This window comes from Streptomyces sp. NBC_00568, from assembly GCF_026341855.1.
Lineage (GTDB): Bacteria > Actinomycetota > Actinomycetes > Streptomycetales > Streptomycetaceae > Streptomyces.
Window position 1 is genome coordinate 5,845,877 of record NZ_JAPENW010000001.1, and the last position, 19,950, is coordinate 5,865,826.

Annotated in this window: 15 protein-coding genes; 12 read left to right on the forward strand and 3 right to left on the reverse strand. The window is 68.6% G+C overall.

Annotated elements, in window-relative coordinates:
* Window positions 1-53 precede the first annotated feature (53 nt).
* The 4 genes from metH (at window position 54) to OOK38_RS25415 (ending at window position 8,169) form a co-directional block, all read left to right on the forward strand.
* Window positions 54-3,581, forward strand: a complete 3,528-nt coding sequence (metH, locus tag OOK38_RS25400; protein WP_266756852.1) for a methionine synthase — start codon at window positions 54-56, stop codon at window positions 3,579-3,581.
* A 138-nt stretch (window positions 3,582-3,719) separates the two neighbouring features.
* On the forward strand, window positions 3,720-4,421 hold the full coding sequence (locus OOK38_RS25405; RefSeq protein ID WP_266756850.1) for an HAD family phosphatase: 702 nt from the start codon (window positions 3,720-3,722) through the stop codon (window positions 4,419-4,421).
* Window positions 4,422-4,887: 466 nt separating this feature from the next.
* Complete coding sequence (locus tag OOK38_RS25410; protein WP_266756848.1) at window positions 4,888-6,492, forward strand: ABC transporter substrate-binding protein; 1,605 nt, start codon at window positions 4,888-4,890, stop codon at window positions 6,490-6,492.
* 93 nt (window positions 6,493-6,585) lie between these two features.
* Complete coding sequence (locus tag OOK38_RS25415; protein ID WP_266756846.1) at window positions 6,586-8,169, forward strand: ABC transporter substrate-binding protein; 1,584 nt, start codon at window positions 6,586-6,588, stop codon at window positions 8,167-8,169.
* A 107-nt stretch (window positions 8,170-8,276) separates the two neighbouring features.
* Here the strand turns inward: OOK38_RS25415 and OOK38_RS25420 are convergent, their stop codons facing one another.
* Window positions 8,277-8,948, reverse strand: coding sequence for a response regulator transcription factor (locus OOK38_RS25420; protein WP_261702934.1), 672 nt, complete (start codon window positions 8,946-8,948; stop codon window positions 8,277-8,279).
* Between the two features lie 14 nt (window positions 8,949-8,962).
* Entirely contained in the window at window positions 8,963-9,769 is an 807-nt protein-coding gene (locus OOK38_RS25425; protein ID WP_266765604.1) for a PD-(D/E)XK nuclease family protein, read from the reverse strand.
* A 313-nt stretch (window positions 9,770-10,082) separates the two neighbouring features.
* On the opposite strand from OOK38_RS25425, the gene OOK38_RS25430 reads away from it, so the two are divergent.
* The 3 genes from OOK38_RS25430 to OOK38_RS25440 all read left to right on the forward strand — a co-directional run bounded on the left by OOK38_RS25430 (window position 10,083) and on the right by OOK38_RS25440 (window position 13,977).
* Window positions 10,083-11,813, forward strand: a complete 1,731-nt coding sequence (locus tag OOK38_RS25430; protein ID WP_266756843.1) for a site-2 protease family protein — start codon at window positions 10,083-10,085, stop codon at window positions 11,811-11,813.
* 41 nt (window positions 11,814-11,854) lie between these two features.
* Window positions 11,855-12,757 (forward strand): tRNA (adenine-N1)-methyltransferase, encoded by a 903-nt coding sequence (locus OOK38_RS25435; protein ID WP_266756841.1) that lies wholly within the window; start codon window positions 11,855-11,857, stop codon window positions 12,755-12,757.
* A 644-nt stretch (window positions 12,758-13,401) separates the two neighbouring features.
* Window positions 13,402-13,977 carry a hypothetical protein gene (locus OOK38_RS25440; protein ID WP_266756839.1) on the forward strand — a complete coding sequence of 192 codons (576 nt, stop codon included), beginning with the start codon at window positions 13,402-13,404 and terminating at the stop codon, window positions 13,975-13,977.
* A 94-nt stretch (window positions 13,978-14,071) separates the two neighbouring features.
* Here the strand turns inward: OOK38_RS25440 and OOK38_RS25445 are convergent, their stop codons facing one another.
* On the reverse strand, window positions 14,072-14,377 hold the full coding sequence (locus OOK38_RS25445) for a ferredoxin (protein ID WP_266756837.1): 306 nt from the start codon (window positions 14,375-14,377) through the stop codon (window positions 14,072-14,074).
* 253 nt (window positions 14,378-14,630) lie between these two features.
* Here OOK38_RS25445 and arc point away from each other — a divergent pair, with 253 nt between their 5' ends.
* The 5 genes from arc (at window position 14,631) to prcB (ending at window position 19,946) form a co-directional block, all read left to right on the forward strand.
* Window positions 14,631-16,397 (forward strand): proteasome ATPase, encoded by a 1,767-nt coding sequence (gene arc, locus OOK38_RS25450; RefSeq protein WP_266756835.1) that lies wholly within the window; start codon window positions 14,631-14,633, stop codon window positions 16,395-16,397.
* A gap of 234 nt (window positions 16,398-16,631) precedes the next feature.
* Window positions 16,632-18,143 (forward strand): depupylase/deamidase Dop, encoded by a 1,512-nt coding sequence (gene dop, locus OOK38_RS25455; RefSeq protein WP_266756833.1) that lies wholly within the window; start codon window positions 16,632-16,634, stop codon window positions 18,141-18,143.
* Between the two features lie 155 nt (window positions 18,144-18,298).
* Entirely contained in the window at window positions 18,299-18,517 is a 219-nt protein-coding gene (locus OOK38_RS25460) for a ubiquitin-like protein Pup (protein WP_266756831.1), read from the forward strand.
* Window positions 18,518-18,915: 398 nt separating this feature from the next.
* Complete coding sequence (locus tag OOK38_RS34560) at window positions 18,916-19,149, forward strand: endonuclease VII domain-containing protein (RefSeq protein WP_323178851.1); 234 nt, start codon at window positions 18,916-18,918, stop codon at window positions 19,147-19,149.
* Window positions 19,101-19,946: a proteasome subunit beta gene (prcB, locus tag OOK38_RS25470; protein WP_266756829.1), complete on the forward strand. Its 846-nt coding sequence runs from the start codon at window positions 19,101-19,103 to the stop codon at window positions 19,944-19,946. The genes OOK38_RS34560 and prcB overlap by 49 nt, the downstream gene beginning before the upstream one ends.
* Window positions 19,947-19,950: the final 4 nt, after the last annotated feature.

The following is a 19,950-nucleotide window of genomic DNA, read 5'->3' on the forward strand; positions in this document are numbered from 1 at the left end:
CCTTCCATGGGAAGCGCAAAGCCGACAGCCGTCGCACTCCAGGGAGCACCTTCATGGCCTCGTTGCCGAACCCGTCCCTTTCGTCCGGTCTCTCCGAAGGCCGGCAGCGAACCGACGCACTCCGAGAAGCGCTCGCCACCCGCGTGGTGGTGGCCGACGGCGCGATGGGCACGATGCTTCAGGCGCAGGACCCGACGCTGGAGGACTTCGAGAACCTCGAGGGCTGCAACGAGATCCTGAACATCACCCGCCCCGACATCGTCCGTTCCGTCCACGAGGCGTACTTCGAGGTCGGTGTCGACTGCGTCGAGACGAACACCTTCGGGGCGAACCACTCGGCGATGGCCGAGTATGACATCGCGGACCGCGTCCACGAACTGTCCGAGGCCGGGGCCCGGCTGGCCCGCGAGGTCGCCGACGAGTTCGGCGCCCGCGACGGCCGTCAGCGCTGGGTCCTCGGCTCGATCGGCCCGGGCACGAAGCTGCCCACGCTCGGCCACGTCTCGTACGGGACCCTGCGCGACGGCTTCCAGGCCAACGCCGAGGGCCTGCTCGCCGGCGGCGCGGACGCGCTGATCGTGGAGACGACCCAGGACCTGCTGCAGACCAAGTCCTCCGTGCTCGGCGCGCACCGCGCGATGGAGGCGACCGGCGTCCGGGTACCGCTGCTGGTCTCGATGGCCTTCGAGACGACCGGCACCATGCTGCTGGGCTCCGAGATCGGCGCGGCGCTGACCGCGCTGGAACCGCTCGGCATCGACATGATCGGCCTGAACTGCTCGACCGGCCCCGCCGAGATGAGCGAGCACCTGCGCTACCTCACCAGGCACTCCCGCATCCCGCTCCTGTGCATGCCGAACGCCGGTCTGCCGGTCCTGACGAAGGACGGCGCCCACTTCCCCCTCGACGCCGAGGGCCTGGCCGACGCCCAGGAGAACTTCGTACGCGACTACGGCCTCTCCCTGGTCGGCGGCTGCTGCGGTACGACGCCGGAGCACCTGCGCCAGCTGGTGGATCGGGTGCGCGGGGTCGCACCCACCGAGCGCAGCCCGCGGCCCGAACCCGGTGCCGCCTCCCTCTACCAGACCGTCTCGTTCCGCCAGGACACCGCGTACATGGCGATCGGCGAGCGGACGAACGCCAACGGCTCGAAGAAGTTCCGCGAGGCCATGCTGGAGGCCCGCTGGGACGACTGTGTGGAGATGGCCCGCGACCAGATCCGCGAGGGCGCGCACATGCTCGACCTGTGCGTCGACTACGTCGGCCGGGACGGCGTCGCCGACATGGACGAGCTGGCCGGCCGCTTCGCCACCGCCTCCACGCTGCCGATCGTGCTGGACTCCACCGAGGTCCCGGTGATCCGCGCCGGCCTGGAGCGTCTCGGCGGGCGCGCGGTCATCAACTCCGTCAACTACGAGGACGGCGACGGGCCCGAGTCCCGGTTCGCGAAGGTGACGCGCCTCGCCCAGGAGCACGGTGCCGCGCTGATCGCGCTGACCATCGACGAGGAGGGCCAGGCCCGCACCGTCGAGACCAAGGTCGCCATCGCCGAGCGGCTCATCGAGGACCTGACGGGCAACTGGGGCATCCACGAGTCCGACATCCTCATCGACACCCTGACCTTCACGATCTGCACGGGCCAGGAGGAGTCCCGCAAGGACGGCATCGCGACGATCGAGGCGATCCGCGAGCTCAAGCGCCGCCGCCCGGACGTGCAGACCACACTCGGCCTGTCCAACATCTCCTTCGGTCTCAACCCGGCCGCCCGCATCCTGCTCAACTCGGTCTTCCTCGACGAGTGCGTCAAGGCGGGCCTCGACTCGGCGATCGTGCACGCGTCCAAGATCCTGCCGATCGCCCGGTTCAGCGAGGAGGAGGTCACCACCGCCCTCGACCTCATCCACGACCGCCGGGCCGAGGGCTACGACCCGCTGCAGAAGCTGATGGCGCTGTTCGAGGGCGCCACCACCAAGTCCCTGAAGGCGGGCAAGGCCGAGGAGCTGGCCGCGCTGCCGCTGGACGAGCGGCTGAAGCGGCGGATCATCGACGGCGAGAAGAACGGACTGGAGACCGACCTCGCCGAGGCCCTCCAGGACCGACCGGCCCTCGACATCGTCAACGCGACGCTGCTGGACGGCATGAAGGTGGTCGGCGAGCTGTTCGGTTCCGGCCAGATGCAGCTGCCGTTCGTGCTCCAGTCCGCCGAGGTCATGAAGACGGCCGTCGCCTTCCTCGAGCCGCACATGGAGAAGTCGGACGCGGAGGGCAAGGGCACCATCGTGCTGGCCACCGTGCGCGGCGACGTCCACGACATCGGCAAGAACCTGGTCGACATCATCCTGTCGAACAACGGCTACAACGTCGTCAACCTCGGCATCAAGCAGCCGGTCTCCGCCATCCTGGACGCCGCCCAGGAGCACCGGGCCGACGTCATCGGCATGTCCGGGCTCCTGGTCAAGTCCACGGTGATCATGAAGGAGAACCTGGAGGAGCTCAACCAGCGAGGCCTGTCCGCCGACTACCCGGTGATCCTCGGTGGCGCCGCCCTGACCCGGGCCTACGTCGAACAGGATTTGTACGAGATCTACCAGGGCGAGGTCCGCTACGCCCGCGACGCCTTCGAGGGCCTGCGCCTGATGGACGCGCTGATCGGCGTCAAGCGCGGAGTGCCCGGCGCGGTGCTGCCCGAACTCAAGCAGCGCCGGGTGCGGGCCGCCGCGGACACGGTCGTCGAGGAGCGCCCGGAAGAGGGCCATGTCCGCTCCGACGTCTCCGTCGACAACCCCGTTCCGAAGCCGCCCTTCTCGGGCACCCGCGTGATCAAGGGCATCCAGCTCAAGGAGTACGCCTCCTGGCTGGACGAGGGCGCCCTGTTCAAGGGGCAGTGGGGTCTCAAGCAGGCCCGTACCGGCGACGGTCCGACGTACGAGGAACTGGTCGAGACCGAGGGCAGGCCGCGGCTGCGCGGGCTGCTGGACAAGCTCCAGACCGACAACCTGCTGGAGGCGGCCGTGGTCTACGGCTACTTCCCGTGCGTCTCCAAGGACGACGACCTGATCATCCTGGACGAGCGGGGCAACGAGCGGACCCGCTTCACGTTCCCGCGCCAGCGCCGGGGCCGCCGGCTGTGTCTGGCCGACTACTTCCGGCCGGAGGAGTCGGGGGAGATTGATGTCGTCGGCCTCCAGGTCGTCACCGTCGGTTCCCGGATCGGCGAGGAGACCGCCAAGCTCTTCGAGTCCAACGCCTACCGCGACTACCTCGAACTGCACGGCCTGTCCGTGCAGCTGGCCGAGGCGCTCGCCGAGTACTGGCACGCGCGCGTGCGCTCGGAGCTGGGCTTCGCGGGGGAGGACCCGTCCGAGATCGAGGACATGTTCGCCCTGAAGTACCGCGGCGCCCGCTTCTCGCTCGGTTACGGCGCCTGCCCCAACCTGGAGGACCGCGCCAAGATCGCGGACCTTCTCGAGCCCGAGCGGATCGGCGTCCACCTCTCCGAGGAGTTCCAGCTCCACCCGGAGCAGTCGACCGACGCGATCGTGATCCACCACCCGGAGGCGACGTACTTCAACGCACGGTGACCGCCCCGACGCGCCGGAGCGCGCCACCACGCACACTGATCGGATAAGTCGTACACTGATCGGTCCACCGCAGGCCGGTCGCCCCTTGGCGAAAAAAGGGGCGACCGGCCTGATCGTCCCTCAAGGAGGTGCGCCAGGATGACCAGTACGGTCCCCGCGCTCGGAACTCGTACGGCCGAAGGCTCCGCCCTGCAGGCCGTGCTCCTCGACATGGACGGCACCCTGGTGGACACCGAGGGGTTCTGGTGGGACGTGGAGGTCGAGGTCTTCAGGGCCCTCGGGCACGCGCTGGACGACTCCTGGCGCCATGTGGTCGTCGGCGGTCCGATGACCCGCAGCGCGGGCTTCCTCATCGAGGCCACCGGTGCCGACATCACCCTCGCCGAGCTGACCGTGCTGCTCAACGACGGGTTCGAGGAGCGCATCGGTCGTTCCCTGCCCCTGATGCCGGGTGCGGCCCGGCTCCTCGCCGAACTCGCGGCCTACGAGATCCCCACCGCGCTGGTCTCCGCCTCGCACCGGCGGATCATCGACCGGGTCCTGGGCTCGATCGGCTCCCACTTCTTCGCGCTGACCGTCGCGGGCGACGAGGTGGAGCGGACCAAGCCGTTCCCCGACCCGTACCTGCTCGCGGCTTCGGGGCTCGGTGCCGAACCGGCGAGGTGCGCCGTCATCGAGGACACCTCGACCGGCGTCGCCTCCGCCGAGGCCGCGGGCTGCCAGGTGGTCGTCGTGCCCTCGGTCGCGCCCATCGCCCCGGCCGCCCGCCGCACAGTGGTCAACTCCCTGGAAGAGGTCGACCTGCCCTTTCTGCACCGTCTGATGACGGAAATGCGTTAGGCGTTTCACCGAGCGTGTGTCGGCGAAACACTCAGCGTGCGGTACGGGAATGCGCGGAAAGCTCCGGCGGTCCCGTGTGGTAACCGCGAGCGACGGGTCCCCGGGAATTGATATCGGGGCGGATGGCTGAATTCCGGTACTTGCTAATCGGGTTGACGATGTGATGTTCGTCACGTAACCGAGGGTCGACAGTCGGACCGACTTGTGCCCTCACCCCCCATTCGTGCGTGCCCGACGTGCCCTTGTGTCCCGATTGATGGAACGCTGCACTAATCCTTCCCGTGTCGGGTTATCGGTGCGTCCACGCCCGGTATCGCAGCGTGAGCGGGGGGCGGCTCCGGTACCTGTGAGCCGTCGGCGTGGTGCGGACTAATGTCATCGTCAGAACATCGCCGTAACCCCGTGACCCGCCGCGCCACCCTTGCATGCCGGTTCGCGGAAACTACAGCTCTGGAGAAACTCGAGCATGAACCGCAAGACTTTGGTGCTGCCGGCCGTGGTTGGCCTGCTCGCCCCGGTGCTCGCCGCGTGTGGTGGGTCCGACAGCGGGAGCAACAGCGGCGATGCCATCGTTGTCGGCACCACGGACCGGTTCACCGTGTCGAAGGATGCCCCGGCTCCGTTCGACCCGGCGTACGCGTACGACGTCGGCACCTGGAACGTCCTTCGCCAGACCGTGCAGACGCTGATGGTCCAGCCCCGTGGTGACGGTGAACCCCAGCCTGAGGCAGCCGAGAAGTGCGGCTTCACCGACAGCGGCAACGAGCGCTACTCGTGCACGCTGCGCAAGGATCTGAAGTTCGCCAGCGGTGACTCGATCACCGCGAAGGACGTCAAGTTCTCGATCGACCGCGCGCGGGCCATCAAGGCGGACAGTGAGGTGTACGCCCTGCTGTCCACCATCGACACCGTCGAGACGCGGGGCGACCGCGAGGTGATCTTCCACCTCAACAGCGCCGACGCGACCTTCCCGTTCAAGCTGTCGACCCCGGTCGCCGGCATCGTGAACCCGAAGGACTACGACAAGCGCAAGCTGCGCGACGGTTTCTCCGTCGACGGTTCCGGCCCGTACACCCTCGAGACCGAGGTCAAGGACGACGCCGTCGTCAAGGCCGTGTTCACCAAGAACTCCCACTACCAGGGCCAGTTGAAGGTGAACAACTCCAAGGTCGAGCTGCGCTCCTTCGAGGACGCCGCGGCCATGGGCACGGCCCTCGAAAAGGGCGACATCGACCTGATGACCCGCTCGATGACGCCGGACCAGATCAGCAAGCTGGACGCCGCTTCGGGCGGCAACATCGACCTGAACGAGATGCCCGGCCTGGAGATCCGCTACCTGGCCTTCAACACCGACGCCTCGTCGGTGAAGTCGCAGGCCGTCCGCCAGGCCATGGCGCAGATCATCGACCGCGGTGAGCTCGTCTCCGAGGTGTACAACTCGCAGGCCCAGCCGCTCTACTCGCTGGTCCCGGCCTCCATCACGGGCCACTCCAACGCGTTCTTCAACAAGTACGGGGAGCCGAGCGTCAGCCGCGCCAAGGCGCTGCTCACCAAGGCCGCCATCACCACCCCGGTGAAGATCACCCTGCACTACGCGACCGACCACTACGGTGCGGTCACCGCGAGGGAATTCGACGTCCTGAAGGACCAGCTCAACAAGAGCGGCCTCTTCGAGGTCCGCACCCAGGGCACGAGCTGGGACAAGTTCGTCCCGGCCGAGCGCGCCGGCCGCTACGACGTCTGGGGCATGGGCTGGTTCCCCGACTTCCCGGACGCCGACAACTACCTGGCGCCGTTCCTCGACAAGAACAACTTCCTCAAGTCGCCGTACGCGAACGGCGACATCATCAACAACCTGATCCCCGCGTCCCGGCGCGAGCCCGACCGCATCACCGCGTCGAAGAGCCTCACGGAGATCCAGAACATCGTCGCCAACGACGTCCCGCTGATCCCGCTGTGGCAGGGCAACCAGTACATCGCCGCTCGCGACGACATCACGGGCTCGGAGTGGGCGCTCAACTCCTCCTCCACCCTTCAGCTGTGGGAACTCGGCCGCGGTGTGAGCGAGTGACCGACTGACACGACCCGGGGCCTCGCAGCCCCGGGTCCGGCCCGGGGCCCAACGGTCCCGGGTTCACCAGATCCAACGACAAGGCACGTGCAAGTGAATATGCGTAACCAGTGGCCAGTCCTGCCGATCGTGGCGGGGCTGGCCTCCGGCCTGCTGACCGGCTGTGGCTCGGAGACGGGCGATACCGGGAGCAGTGGCTCCTCCGTGGTGATCGGGATGTCCGACGACGTCCTCGCCACCGACCCGGCCTCCGGCTACGACCCAGGATCGTGGCTGTTGTTCAACAACGTCTTCCAGTCGCTGTTGAGTTTCCCCAAGGGCGGTACCGAGCCCGAGCCGGAAGCGGCCAAGGAGTGCGCGTTCACGGACGCCGACACCACGGTCTACCGGTGCACGCTGCAGGACGGACTGAAGTTCAGCAACGGTGACGCGCTCACCTCGGCGGACGTGAAGTACTCCTTCGACCGCATGCTGAAGATCAACGACGGCGCCGGACCGGCGATCATGTTCCCCATGCTCGACACGGTCAAGACGCCGGACGCCCGGACCGTCGTCTTCCACCTCAAGTACCCCGACGCCACCTTCCCGAGCAAGATCGCCTCCGGCGCCGGCTCGATCGTGGATCAGCAGGAGTACGCCACGAACGGGCTCCGCAAGGACAACGAGGCGGTCGGCTCGGGCCCGTACAAGCTCGACTCGTTCAGCGACGACAAGGCCGTTTTCTCGGTCAACCCGAACTACAAGGGCACCGCCGAGGCCAAGAGCCCCAGCATCACGCTGAAGTTCTTCCACGGCGACCAGGAACGCCTGAAGACGGCCCTCATGGACGACCAGCTCGACGTCGCCTACCGAGGCCTCGCCGCCGACGACATCGCGGACATCGAGAACGGCACCACGAACAGCAGCGGCGTCAACGTCGTCGAGGGATCCAGCGCCGAGGTCCAGCACCTGGTCCTCAACGCGAACGACCCGGTGACCGGCAAGCTCGGCGTCCGCAAGGCCATCGCCTACCTCCTGGACCGCGACGCCCTCGTCGACGACGTCTACCAGGACACGGCGACGCCGCTGTACTCGATCATCCCGGCCGGCATCACCGGCCACAGCACGTCCTTCTTCGACACCTACGGCGCCCGCCCCTCGCAGTCCAAGGCCGAGGCCGCGCTGCGCACCGAGGGCATCACCGGCAAGGTGAAGCTCACGCTCTGGTCGACCCCGTCGCGATACGGTCCCTCCACCGACGCGGAGTTCAAGGCGATCGCCAAGCAGCTCAACGCCAGCGGACTGTTCGACGCGACCGTCAAGTCCGTCGCCTACGGCCAGTACGAGAAGGACATCGCCAAGGGCAAGTACGGCGTGTACGTGAAGGGCTGGGTGCCCGACTACCCGGACCCGGACAACTTCACGGCCCCGTTCTTCGGCAAGGGCAACGTACTGAACAACAACTTCACCAACAGCACGATCACCGGCAGCCTCATCCCGAGGACGGCCGCCGAGAGCGACCGCTCCTCGACCGAGGGCGACTTCGGCAAGCTCCAGGACCTGGTCGCCGAGGACCTGCCGGTCATCCCGATCTGGCAGGCCAAGCAGTACGCCGTCGTGCGCGACAACGTGTACGGCATCGAGAACTGCCTCGACGCCTCGACCGTGTTCCGCTTCTGGGAGATCAGCAAGGACTGACCCCGCGCGGCCACCGGCCGTCGTACGCAAAGGGCGCCCGTTCCTTCCCGGAACGGGCGCCCTTCGCACTGCCTTCGGCGGGCCGGGACCCACCCGGCGAACCGGCCCTACTGCGCCCCGGGACGCACCAGCCCGCTCTCGTACGCGTACACCGCGGCCTGCACCCGGTCACGCAGCCCCAGCTTCGTCAGGACATGCCCCACATGCGTCTTGACCGTGGTCTCGCTGACGAACAGGTCGGCCGCGATCTCCGCGTTCGACAGCCCGCGCGCCACCAGCTTCAGCACCTCGACCTCGCGGTCGGTCAGCGTGTGCAACGTGTCCGGAACCGGCTCGTCGCCGGAAGGCAGATGGCCCGCGTACTTGTCGAGCAGCCGACGCGTGATGCTCGGCGCGAGCATCGCCTCGCCCGCCGCGACCACCCGGATCGCCTGCACCAGCTCATTCGCGGGCGCGTCCTTCAGGAGGAAGCCGCTGGCGCCCGCGCGCAACGCCTCCACCACGTACTCGTCGAGGTCGAACGTCGTCAGGACCAGCACCTTCGCCGGACCGTCCCGGCCGGGGCCGGTGATCTGCCGGGTCGCCTCCACACCGTCCATCCGCGGCATACGGATGTCCATCAGAACCACATCGGGCTGCAGGGCACGAACCTGATCGAGCGCCTGGAGACCGTCACCGGCCTCGCCGACGACCGCCAGGTCCTGCTCCGCTTCCAGAATCATCCGGAAGCCGGTGCGCAGCAGCGGCTGGTCGTCGACCAGTAGGACGCGGATGGCCACGTAAGTCTCCTTCGCTAGTCCGGCCCCATTCTGCCCTGCTCCCGGGGCCCCGACTCGGGCGCCCTGACCGGGAGCGGATACACCGGGGGAGTACCACCGAATTCCGGGCACACCGCCTGGTGGTCGCACCAGCCGCAGAGCTTGGTGGGACGCGGCCGCCACTCACCCGTCTCCGTCGCCAGCCGGATGGCGTCCCACAGGGCCAGCAGCTTGCGCTCGACCCGCTCCAGGTCCTCGATCACCGGGTCGTACGTCAGCACGTCACCGCTGCCGAGATAGACGAGCTGGAGCCGGCGCGGAACCACCTGCTTCAGCCGCCACACCACCAGCGCGTAGAACTTCATCTGGAACAGGGCACCCTCGGCGTACTCCGGCCGCGGCGCCTTTCCCGTCTTGTAGTCGACGATCCGGACCTCACCCGTCGGGGCCACGTCGACCCGGTCGATGATGCCGCGCAGAGTCAGCCCGGAATCGAGCCGCGCCTCGACGAACAGCTCCCGCTCCGCCGGTTCGAGCCGCGTCGGGTCCTCCAGCGTGAACCAGCGCTCCACCAGCTGCTCGGCCTCGGCGAGCCAGCCCGCCAGCCGCTCGCCCTCCGGGTCGTCGGCGAACAGCTCCACGACCTCCGGCCTGCTCTCCCGCAGCCGGTCCCACTGGCCGGGGATCAGCGACTTGGCGCGCGGCGCGGTCCGGTCCACGGCCGGGGCGTCGAAGAGCCGCTCCAGGACCGCGTGCACCAGCGTCCCCCTGGTCGCCGCCGCACTCGGCTTCTCGGGCAGCTTGTCGATCACCCGGAAGCGGTACAGCAGCGGACACTGCATGAAGTCACTGGCACGCGAGGGCGACAGCGAAGCCGGCGCGCGCGCGACCACCGGGGCCGGTCCGTCGCCGGCGGTCGCGACGGCTTCGGTGGCCGCGGCCGCTTCGTCGGGCGCTGCGCCCTCGGTGCTGGTTTCCATGACGACAGACTCTACGGCCCGCCACTGACAGTGACCCCGTCCCGGCGGTCGCGACGGCGCGGAAAACAGAGGGGGTGCCGGGGCGGAACGTGCCGCGACCGCCGCATACCATCGACCACAGACCCTCCTGCTCCGCACGACCGGGGGCGGGAGACGCTTCGAACGAGGGGACATCGTGGACGAGAGCGGCGGGAGCGGGCAGCCGCGGTCCGGTACCGGCGAGGCGACCGAGCACGACGAGAGGCCCCGGGCCTCCGCCGAGCCGGCCGCCGACGCCACACGCACCGGAGAAGCCGGGCCCGAGACCCCCACCGGGCCGGCACCCACGGCCCCCGATCACGACTCCCGGACCGAGGCGGACACCGACCGGGACACCGCCGCCCCCGACGAGACCGCGACGCCCGTCCGGGCCGAGGCCGGCTCCCGCTCCCCGGCCCCCACCGGGCCCGGGGCCGACGACGGCACCACGACCCACGACGGGACCGGATCCGAGGAGCACCCGGAGACCGGTCCGGAGTCCGCGCCCGGCACCGGAGCGTCCCGGGACCCGCTCGCCAAGGCCCCCGCCGCCACCGAGCACACCGAGCACACCGAGGGGACCGGAGCCCACGGCGAGCCCCCCGAGACGTCCGACGGCCCCGACCGGCCCCACGGCGAGCCGTCGTCCTTCACCGCCCGTGACGACCTCACCGACGCCCACCGGACCCTTGCCCACACGGGCAACGGCAAGCGGCGCCCGCCGCGCCGCCCGAAGGAGCCCGGCGGCGGACTGCTGATGGGCCGGCCGTTCGGCGTGCCCGTCTACGTCGCGCCCAGCTGGTTCCTCGTCGCGGCCCTGATCACCTGGGTCTTCGGCGGCCAGCTCGACCGCGTCCTGCCCGAACTCGGCGCAGCCCGCTACCTCGTGTCCCTCTTCTTCGCGGTCGCCTTCTACGCCTCCGTACTCGTCCACGAACTCGCCCACACCGTCGCGGCCCTCCGCTTCAAACTGCCCGTGCGCCGGATCCAGCTCCAGTTCTTCGGCGGTGTCTCGGAGATCGAGAAGGAGGCCGAGACCCCGGGCCGCGAGTTCGTGCTCGCCTTCGTCGGCCCGCTGCTCTCCCTCGTCCTGTCCGGCGTCTTCTACCTGGCCATGCTGCCCGTCGAGCCCGGCACGGTCCCCGGCGTCCTGCTGGCCGGCCTGATGATCTCCAACCTCATCGTGGCCGCCTTCAACCTGCTGCCCGGCCTGCCCCTCGACGGCGGCCGCATGCTCCGGGCCGTCGTCTGGAAGATCACCGGCAGGCCGATGAGCGGCACCGTCGCCGCCGCCTGGGTCGGCCGCGCCCTCGCCGTCTCCGTACTCATCGGACTGCCCCTGCTCACCCAGTCCGAGGCCCTCGGCGCCGCCCCCGAGGACCTCGGCGGCATGGACACCGTCACCGACGCCCTGCTCGCCGCCATCCTCGCGGCGATCATCTGGACCGGCGCCGGCAACAGCCTCCGGATGGCCCGGCTGCGCGAACACCTGCCGGAACTGCGCGCCCGCTCCCTCACCCGGCGCGCGGTCCCCGTCGAGACCGGCACCCCGCTCTCCGAGGCGCTGCGCCGCGCCAACGACGTCGGCGCCCGCGCCCTGGTCGTCGTCGACGCCGACGGCGAACCGCTCTCCCTGGTCCGAGAGGCCGCCATCGTCGGCGTCCCCGAGCACCGTCGCCCCTGGGTCGCCGTCAGCGGCCTCGCCCAGGACCTCACCGACGGCATGCGGGTCTCCGCCGAACTCGCAGGCGAGGACCTCCTCGACGCCCTGCGCGCCAGCCCCGCCACCGAGTACCTGGTGGTGGAGGACTCCGGCGAGATCTACGGCGTCCTGTCCGCCGCCGACGTGGAGCGCGCCTTCGTGAAGGCCATGGCCCGGCCCTCCTGACGATGGTCGGAGGCCCCGTCCGGGACCGGTAGGCTGTTCACATGTCCGAACCGACCGGTGCCGCCCGCAGGCGCGGGCCCTTCAAGGTCGGGGACCAGGTTCAGCTGACCGACCCCAAGGGCCGCCACTACACGTTCACGCTCGAGGCCGGGAAGAATTTCCACACCCACAAGGGTTCCTTCCCCCACGACGAGCTGATCGGTGCTCCCGAGGGCAGCGTTGTCCGCACCACGGGAAACGTCGCCTATCTCGCGCTGCGCCCCCTGCTCCCCGACTACGTCCTGTCCATGCCCCGCGGCGCCGCCGTGGTCTACCCCAAGGACGCGGGGCAGATCCTGGCCTTCGCCGACATCTTCCCCGGCGCCCGCGTCGTGGAGGCGGGGGTCGGCTCCGGCTCGCTCAGCAGCTTCCTGCTGCGCGCCATCGGCGACCAGGGCATGCTGCACTCCTACGAGCGCCGCGAGGACTTCGCCGAGATCGCCCAGCAGAACGTGGAGCGCTACTTCGGCGGACCGCACCCCGCCTGGCAGCTCACCGTCGGTGACCTCCAGGACAACCTGAGCGACACCGACGTCGACCGCGTCATCCTCGACATGCTCGCCCCCTGGGAATGCCTGGAGGCGGTCTCCAAGGCGCTCGTCCCCGGCGGCATCCTCTGCTGCTACGTGGCGACCACCACCCAGCTCGCGCGGACCGTCGAGTCGATCCGCGAGATCGGCTGCTTCAACGAGCCGACCGCCTGGGAATCGATGATCCGCAACTGGCACATCGAGGGCCTGGCCGTCCGCCCGGACCACCGGATGATCGGCCACACCGGCTTCCTGCTCACCGCCCGCCGCCTCGCGGACGGCGTCGAACCGCCCATGCGCCGCCGCCGCCCCGCCAAGGGCGCGTACGGCGAGGACTACTCCGGTCCGAACGCCGACGGCGGCGCCGCCCGCTGACGTACCCAACGCACCATTGATGTGGCCGAGTTCCCGGACGTCCCCGGGAACTCGGCCACATCGCTTTCCCGTTGACGCACCACCAGATCCCGTCCGCCCGCCGTCCGTCGAGCGCCCGCCGACGGGTCCGCCGAGCGCGGCCACAGCGTGCCCGCAAGGATGCTGACGGTGCGTCGGCAACACGGTGGGCGGGTGGGCGGGCCGTCCGATCCGTCGCACGGAAGACGGTCGGCGGTGCTGCCGCGTCCGTGAGCCGGCCGCCTCGCACGGCTGCCGACAGGTCCGTCACGAACCCGGCCGACCGGCCTGCGGCGCGCGCGAACCGACCGCCCGGAGGCAGCCGATCGGGCTCCCTCCAGAACCCGGCCGACAGGTCCGCCGAGCCCGGCACCAGGTCGCGCGGCAGGCGGTCCGCAGGTCCCAGAGGAACCGGTCCGCAGGTCCCAGAGGAACCGGGCCGCACCTCAAGACTCCCTCCCGGCGCATCCGCCGGGGCCGTGCAGGCACGCCCCCGGCACGGCGCGGAAAGCCCTGCCGGACTTCTTCACAACTCCGGACCCCGCCGTTCCACCAGGCTGTGACGTGTGGCACCATGCGGGACACCCCAACCCCCACCGGCACAGCCCTCACGGGAGACACTCCTAGTGCAGCAATCCGCCGTCCCGGAACTGGCACACACGCACACCAGCCCCATCCAGTGGGTCGCCACGGCCACCGCCATCGCCGGAGTCGTGGCGCTGTCCTCGCTCCTCCAGCCCGATCCCGCGACGGCGGCCCAGCCCGGCGCCGGCGCGACGTCGGCGGCAGCCCCGGTGGCCGCCCCCGACCCGGCCGGCGTGGACTTCCCGATCACCTGCGGGCCCACCAAAGTGCTCGTCGAGAAAAAGGCCTCCGGGGACCTGGACGGCGACGGCCGCCGCGAGACCGTGGCCGTCGTCCGCTGCGACGCCGGCTCGGGCACCCCGCCCAGCGGCGTCTACGTCCTCACCCAGGCCGAGGGAGCGAAGGAGCCCCGCGTCGTGGCGACCCTGGTCGACCCCAAGGACCGCCTCAGCGTCACCGACTTCGCGGTGCGCGACGGAGCCGTCACCGCCACGCTCCTCGGCTACTCCTCGGCCGACGTACCGAGTTGCTGCCCGGACGTGAAGGACAGCGCCAAGTGGCAGTGGAAGAACGGCGCGTTCGTGCGCTCGACACCGCCCGAAGCACGGAGCGTGTGAGCGCCCCCTCACAGCGCCCGGACAAAAGAAAACACCCTCCGCGCGGCGGAGGGTGTGAGGAACCAGACATCGGTGACGTGGAGTATCCGAAAAATCACTCCGCGTCGGGGCCGTAGACCTCGACCTTGTCCGAAACCCGACGGACATGGATGCAGTCGCCCGGGCACTCCTTCGCCGAGTCGGTCACATCGCGCAGAAGCGGCAGCGGTACGGGCGTTGTGGCGCCCACGGCCTGCAGCAGCTCGTCCTCCGGGCTCTTCACGTAGGCCAGACCGTCGATGTCCAGCTCAAAGACCTCGGGCGCGTACTGGACGCAGATCCCGTCGCCGGTACAGAGATCCTGGTCGATCCAGACCTCAAGCGCCTCGCCGTCGACTCCGGCCTCCTGCTGCACGGTCATTTCTCCTGCCGTTTTCTGCGTCGAGCGGACCGAAGACTGGGGAATCGGGCCAGCTCTGACGGGTGTTGAACACTTCGACCCTACCTCCGCCCGCTTCCCAATCATGTTCGGTGGGTATTCCCCTGGCGTGAGGGAGAGCGCAAGGGTGAAGATCGGACACACCCCTACAGTCTTTGTGATCTAGGGGTTTCAATCGACACCCACCCAGGTAGGGTCTGGAAGCGTCCAGCTCCCCTTGGAGGAGGTGAGGACCGTGGCAGCCCACGACGACGACATGAACCGCGGCATCCGCCCGGGACGAGGGTCCGATGACCCCGCCGGGCAGATTGCCTACCTTGAGCAGGAGATCGCCGTCCTGCGACGCAAGCTCGCCGACTCTCCGCGGCACACGAGGATTCTCGAAGAGCGGATCGTCGAGTTGCAGACGAACCTGGCAGGCGTGTCCGCACAGAACGAGCGGCTCGCGAACACGCTCCGTGAGGCCCGCGATCAGATCGTGGCCCTCAAGGAAGAAGTCGACCGGCTAGCACAGCCGCCGGCCGGCTTCGGTGTCTTCCTCACGGCGAATGAGGACGGCACGGCGGACATCTTCACCGGGGGCCGCAAGCTCCGGGTGAACGTCAGCCCCAGCGTGGAGCTCGAAGAGCTCAGGCGCGGCCAGGAAGTGATGCTCAACGAAGCTCTCAACGTGGTCGAGGCCATGGAATACGAGAGCGTGGGCGACATCGTCACCCTCAAGGAGATCCTCGAGGACGGCGAGCGCGCCCTCGTACAGGGGCACACCGACGAGGAACGGGTGGTCCGGCTCGCCGAGCCGCTCCTGGACGTCAATATCCGTCCCGGGGACGCCCTGCTCCTCGAACCCCGTTCCGGCTATGTCTACGAGATCGTTCCCAAGAGCGAGGTCGAGGAACTCGTCCTCGAAGAGGTCCCGGACATCGGCTACGAGCAGATCGGCGGTCTGGGCGGCCAGATCGAGATGATCCGCGACGCGGTCGAGCTCCCGTACCTCTACCCCGACCTCTTCAAGGAACACGAACTGCGGCCGCCCAAGGGCGTCCTGCTGTACGGGCCCCCCGGATGCGGAAAGACGCTCATCGCCAAGGCCGTGGCCAACTCACTGGCCAAGAAGGTCGCCGAAGTGACCGGACAGGCCACCGGCAAGAGCTTCTTCCTCAACATCAAGGGCCCCGAGCTCCTGAACAAGTACGTCGGCGAGACCGAGCGGCAGATCCGCCTCGTCTTCCAGCGTGCACGGGAGAAGGCCAGCGAGGGCACCCCTGTCATCGTCTTCTTCGACGAGATGGAATCCCTCTTCCGCACCCGTGGATCAGGCGTCAGCTCGGACGTGGAGAACACCATCGTCCCGCAGCTGCTCGCCGAGATCGACGGCGTGGAGGGCCTGCAGAACGTGGTGGTCATCGGCGCCTCGAACCGCGAGGACATGATCGACCCCGCCATCCTGCGGCCCGGACGACTCGACGTGAAGATCAAGATCGAGCGCCCGGACGCCGAAGCGGCGAAGGACATCTTCCAGAAGTACCTCACCGAGCGTCTCCCGCTGCACTCCGAGGACGTGGGAGAGCACGGCGGCGACAGGGCGGCCACCGTCCACGGCATGATCCAGACAGCCGTGGAGCAGATGTACGCCGAGTCGGAGGAGAACCGCTTCCTGGAGGTCACCTACGCCAACGGTGACAAGGAAGTCCTTTACTTCAAGGACTTCAATTCCGGCGCCATGATCGAGAACATCGTGGGCCGCGCCAAGAAGATGGCCATCAAGGACTTCTTGGAACACAGCCAGAAGGGCCTTCGGGTCTCCCATCTCCTCCAGGCCTGCGTGGACGAGTTCAAGGAGAACGAGGACCTGCCGAACACCACGAACCCGGACGACTGGGCCAGGATCTCCGGAAAGAAGGGCGAACGGATCGTTTACATCCGTACGCTCATCACCGGAAAGCAGGGCGCGGACACCGGACGCTCCATCGACACGGTGGCCAACACCGGTCAGTACCTGTAAAAGACAGGGCGGCTGCGGGTGCCCTCGGCGGGTACCCGCAGCCGACTGTTTTTCAGGACAAGGCCGGAGCACAGCAATGACGCAAATGATCTCCCCACCAGCGCAAAGGCGTTCTAGGCTCTTTCGTACCGCCGAGTCGCGCAGTGCGGGGACGGGCACCGCACACGCACCGGAGCGCCAGCGGTACTTGAGCAGCGCCCCCGACCGAGGGCGCCGCCGGGCAAGGAGGGCCGCATGACCGTACGGCGAGTAATGGGCATCGAGACGGAGTACGGGATCTCCGTCCCCGGTCACCCCAACGCCAATGCCATGCTCACCTCGTCCCAGATCGTCAACGCCTACGCGGCGGCGATGCACCGGGCGCGCCGCGCCCGCTGGGACTTCGAGGAGGAGAACCCGCTGCGGGACGCACGAGGCTTCGACCTCGCCCGGGAGACCGCCGACTCCAGTCAGCTCACCGACGAGGACATCGGCCTGGCCAATGTCATCCTCACCAACGGCGCACGGCTGTACGTCGACCACGCACACCCGGAGTACAGCTCCCCCGAGGTCACCAACCCGCGGGACGCGGTCCTGTGGGACAAGGCCGGCGAGCGGATCATGGCGGAGGCCGCGGAGCGGGCGGCCCAGCTCCCGGGCGCCCAGCCGATCCACCTCTACAAGAACAACACCGACAACAAGGGCGCCTCGTACGGCACGCACGAGAACTACCTGATGAAGCGGGAGACCCCGTTCTCGGACATCGTGCGGCACCTGACACCGTTCTTCGTCTCACGCCAGGTCGTCACCGGAGCGGGCCGCGTCGGTATCGGCCAGGACGGGCACGAGCACGGCTTCCAGCTCAGCCAGCGAGCCGACTACTTCGAGGTCGAGGTAGGCCTCGAGACCACGCTCAAGCGCCCCATCATCAACACCCGCGACGAGCCGCACGCGGACGCGGAGAAATACCGCCGGCTGCACGTGATCATCGGCGACGCGAACCTCTCCGAGATCTCGACCTATCTGAAGCTCGGCACGACGGCGCTCGTCCTCTCCATGATCGAGGACGGCTTCATCGCCGTCGACCTGGCCGTCGACCAGCCCGTACGCACCCTCCACCAGGTCTCCCACGACCCGACCCTCAAGCGCCTGGTCACGCTCCGCAGCGGACGCACACTCACCGCGGTGCAACTGCAGATGGAGTACTTCGAACTCTCGCGCAAGTACGTCGAGGAGCGGTTCGGGGCGGACGCCGACGAACAGACCAAGGACGTCCTGCTGCGCTGGGAGGACACCCTGAACCGCCTGGAGAACGACCCGATGAGCCTCTCCGGAGAGCTCGACTGGGTCGCCAAGCGGGAACTCATGGAGGGCTACCGGCGCCGCGACAGCCTCGACTGGGACGCCGCCCGGCTGCACCTGATCGACCTCCAGTACGCGGACGTACGGGCCGACAAGGGCCTCTACAACCGTCTCGCGGCCCGGGGCAGGATCAAGCGCCTGCTGGACGAGAGCGAGGTCGAGCGGGCCCGCACCAAGCCGCCGGAGGACACCCGGGCGTACTTCCGCGGACGCTGTCTCGAGCAGTACGCGGACGACGTGGCGGCGGCCTCCTGGGACTCGGTGATCTTCGATCTGCCGGGCCGGGATTCGCTCCAGCGCGTTCCAACCCTGGAGCCGCTTCGCGGAACGCGTAATCACGTCAAGGAACTCCTGGACCGCTGCCGTACGGCCGAGGACCTGGTCAGGGTCCTGTCGGGCAACTGAGCTTCCGCCCGGACGGCCACGGCCGGACAGGGTGGAATACCCGGCGTACGGGAATCATCGAGGTGGCCCCCGTACGTTGGACAAACTGCGGGGCCGATGTCGGACCCTGCTTGTAGGGTCTGATCAAGAACGTCGAACCGAGCGGGGTGAGGGTTATGGCGACCAAGGACACCGGCGGCGGACAGCAGAAGGCGACGCGTTCCACCGAGGAGGTCGAGGAGCAGACACAGGACGCGCAAGCGACCGACGACCTCAAGGAACGCCAGGAGAAGCTGAGCGACGACGTCGACTCGGTTCTTGACGAAATTGACGATGTACTCGAAGAGAACGCCGAGGATTTCGTGAGGTCCTTCGTTCAGAAGGGCGGGCAGTAAAGCCGCTTCTTCCATCGAATCGAAGGTTCGAGCCGAACTTGGCTGAAGAAGTGGAAGCGCGAAGCTGCTCGCGGTGTAAGCAGAACAAACCGCGGGCGGCCTTCGCGAGCAACAGGTCGATGCCCGACGGTCTCCAGGCGTACTGCCGGGAATGCTCCGCGGAGTACTACCGGCAGCGCCAGGAGGCCAAGGGCAGAACGGTACGGGTCAAGGTGCCTGTACCGCGGGGCCACAAGCGCTGCCCGCAGTGCCAGGTTGTGAAACCGCACTCCGCGTGGGAGCGCAACAAGTCCTCCTCGGACGGCTGGGCGAGCTACTGCCGTGAGTGCCGTGCGGAGCGGAACCGGATCAGCTATTTCCAGCGCAAGTACGGCCTCACACCAGCCGAGTTGGACGCGATGGTCGCGGAGCAGCGGGGAATCTGCTGTATCTGCCTAACCGCCCCTGCCGAACATGTGGATCACTGCCACCAGACGGGTAGGGTCCGAGGCGTACTGTGCTTCAGCTGCAACGCTGCACTGGGGCAGTTCAAGGATCGGCCCGACGTCATGAGACGGGCTGCGACATACCTGGAAGGAAACGCGTGGAAGCCAACACTCGTAGCACCGGGCGTCTACCGGCTGCCTTCCTGACGCCCGGGTCGTCGTCCTTCATGGACTTCCTGTCCGAGCACCAGCCGGAGATGCTGCCGGGCAAGCGGCAACTGCCGCCCGTCCAGGGTGTGATCGAGGCCCCGCACGGCACGACCATCGTCGCCGTCACGTTCCCCGGCGGGGTCGTCCTCGCCGGCGACCGGCGGGCCACGATGGGGAACGTCATCGCGCAGCGGGACATCGAGAAGGTGTTCCCGGCCGACGAGTACTCGGCGGTGGGTATCGCCGGTACGGCGGGTCTGGCCGTGGAGATGGTGAAGCTGTTCCAGCTGGAGCTGGAGCACTTCGAGAAGGTGGAGGGCGCCCAGCTCTCCCTGGAGGGCAAGGCGAACCGCCTGTCCACGATGATCCGTTCCAACCTCGGCATGGCGATGCAGGGCCTCGCCGTGGTGCCCCTCTTCGCGGGCTTCGACGTGGACCGCGGCAAGGGCCGCATCTTCTCCTACGACGTGACGGGCGGCCGCTCCGAGGAGCACGGCTACGCGGCCACGGGCTCCGGCTCGCTCTTCGCACGCAGCGCCATGAAGAAGCTCTACGCCAAGGACCTGACCGAGGACCAGGCCACGACGCTGGTCATCCAGGCCCTGTACGACGCTGCCGACGACGACTCGGCGACCGGTGGTCCCGATGTCGCGCGCCGGATCTACCCGATCGTCACCGTGATCACCGAGAGCGGCTTCCGCCGGCTCACCGACGAGGAGTCCTCCGAGATCGCCCGCGCGATCCTGGAGCGGCGACTCGAGCAGCCCGACGGCCCGCGCGCCGCGCTGCTCTGAGACC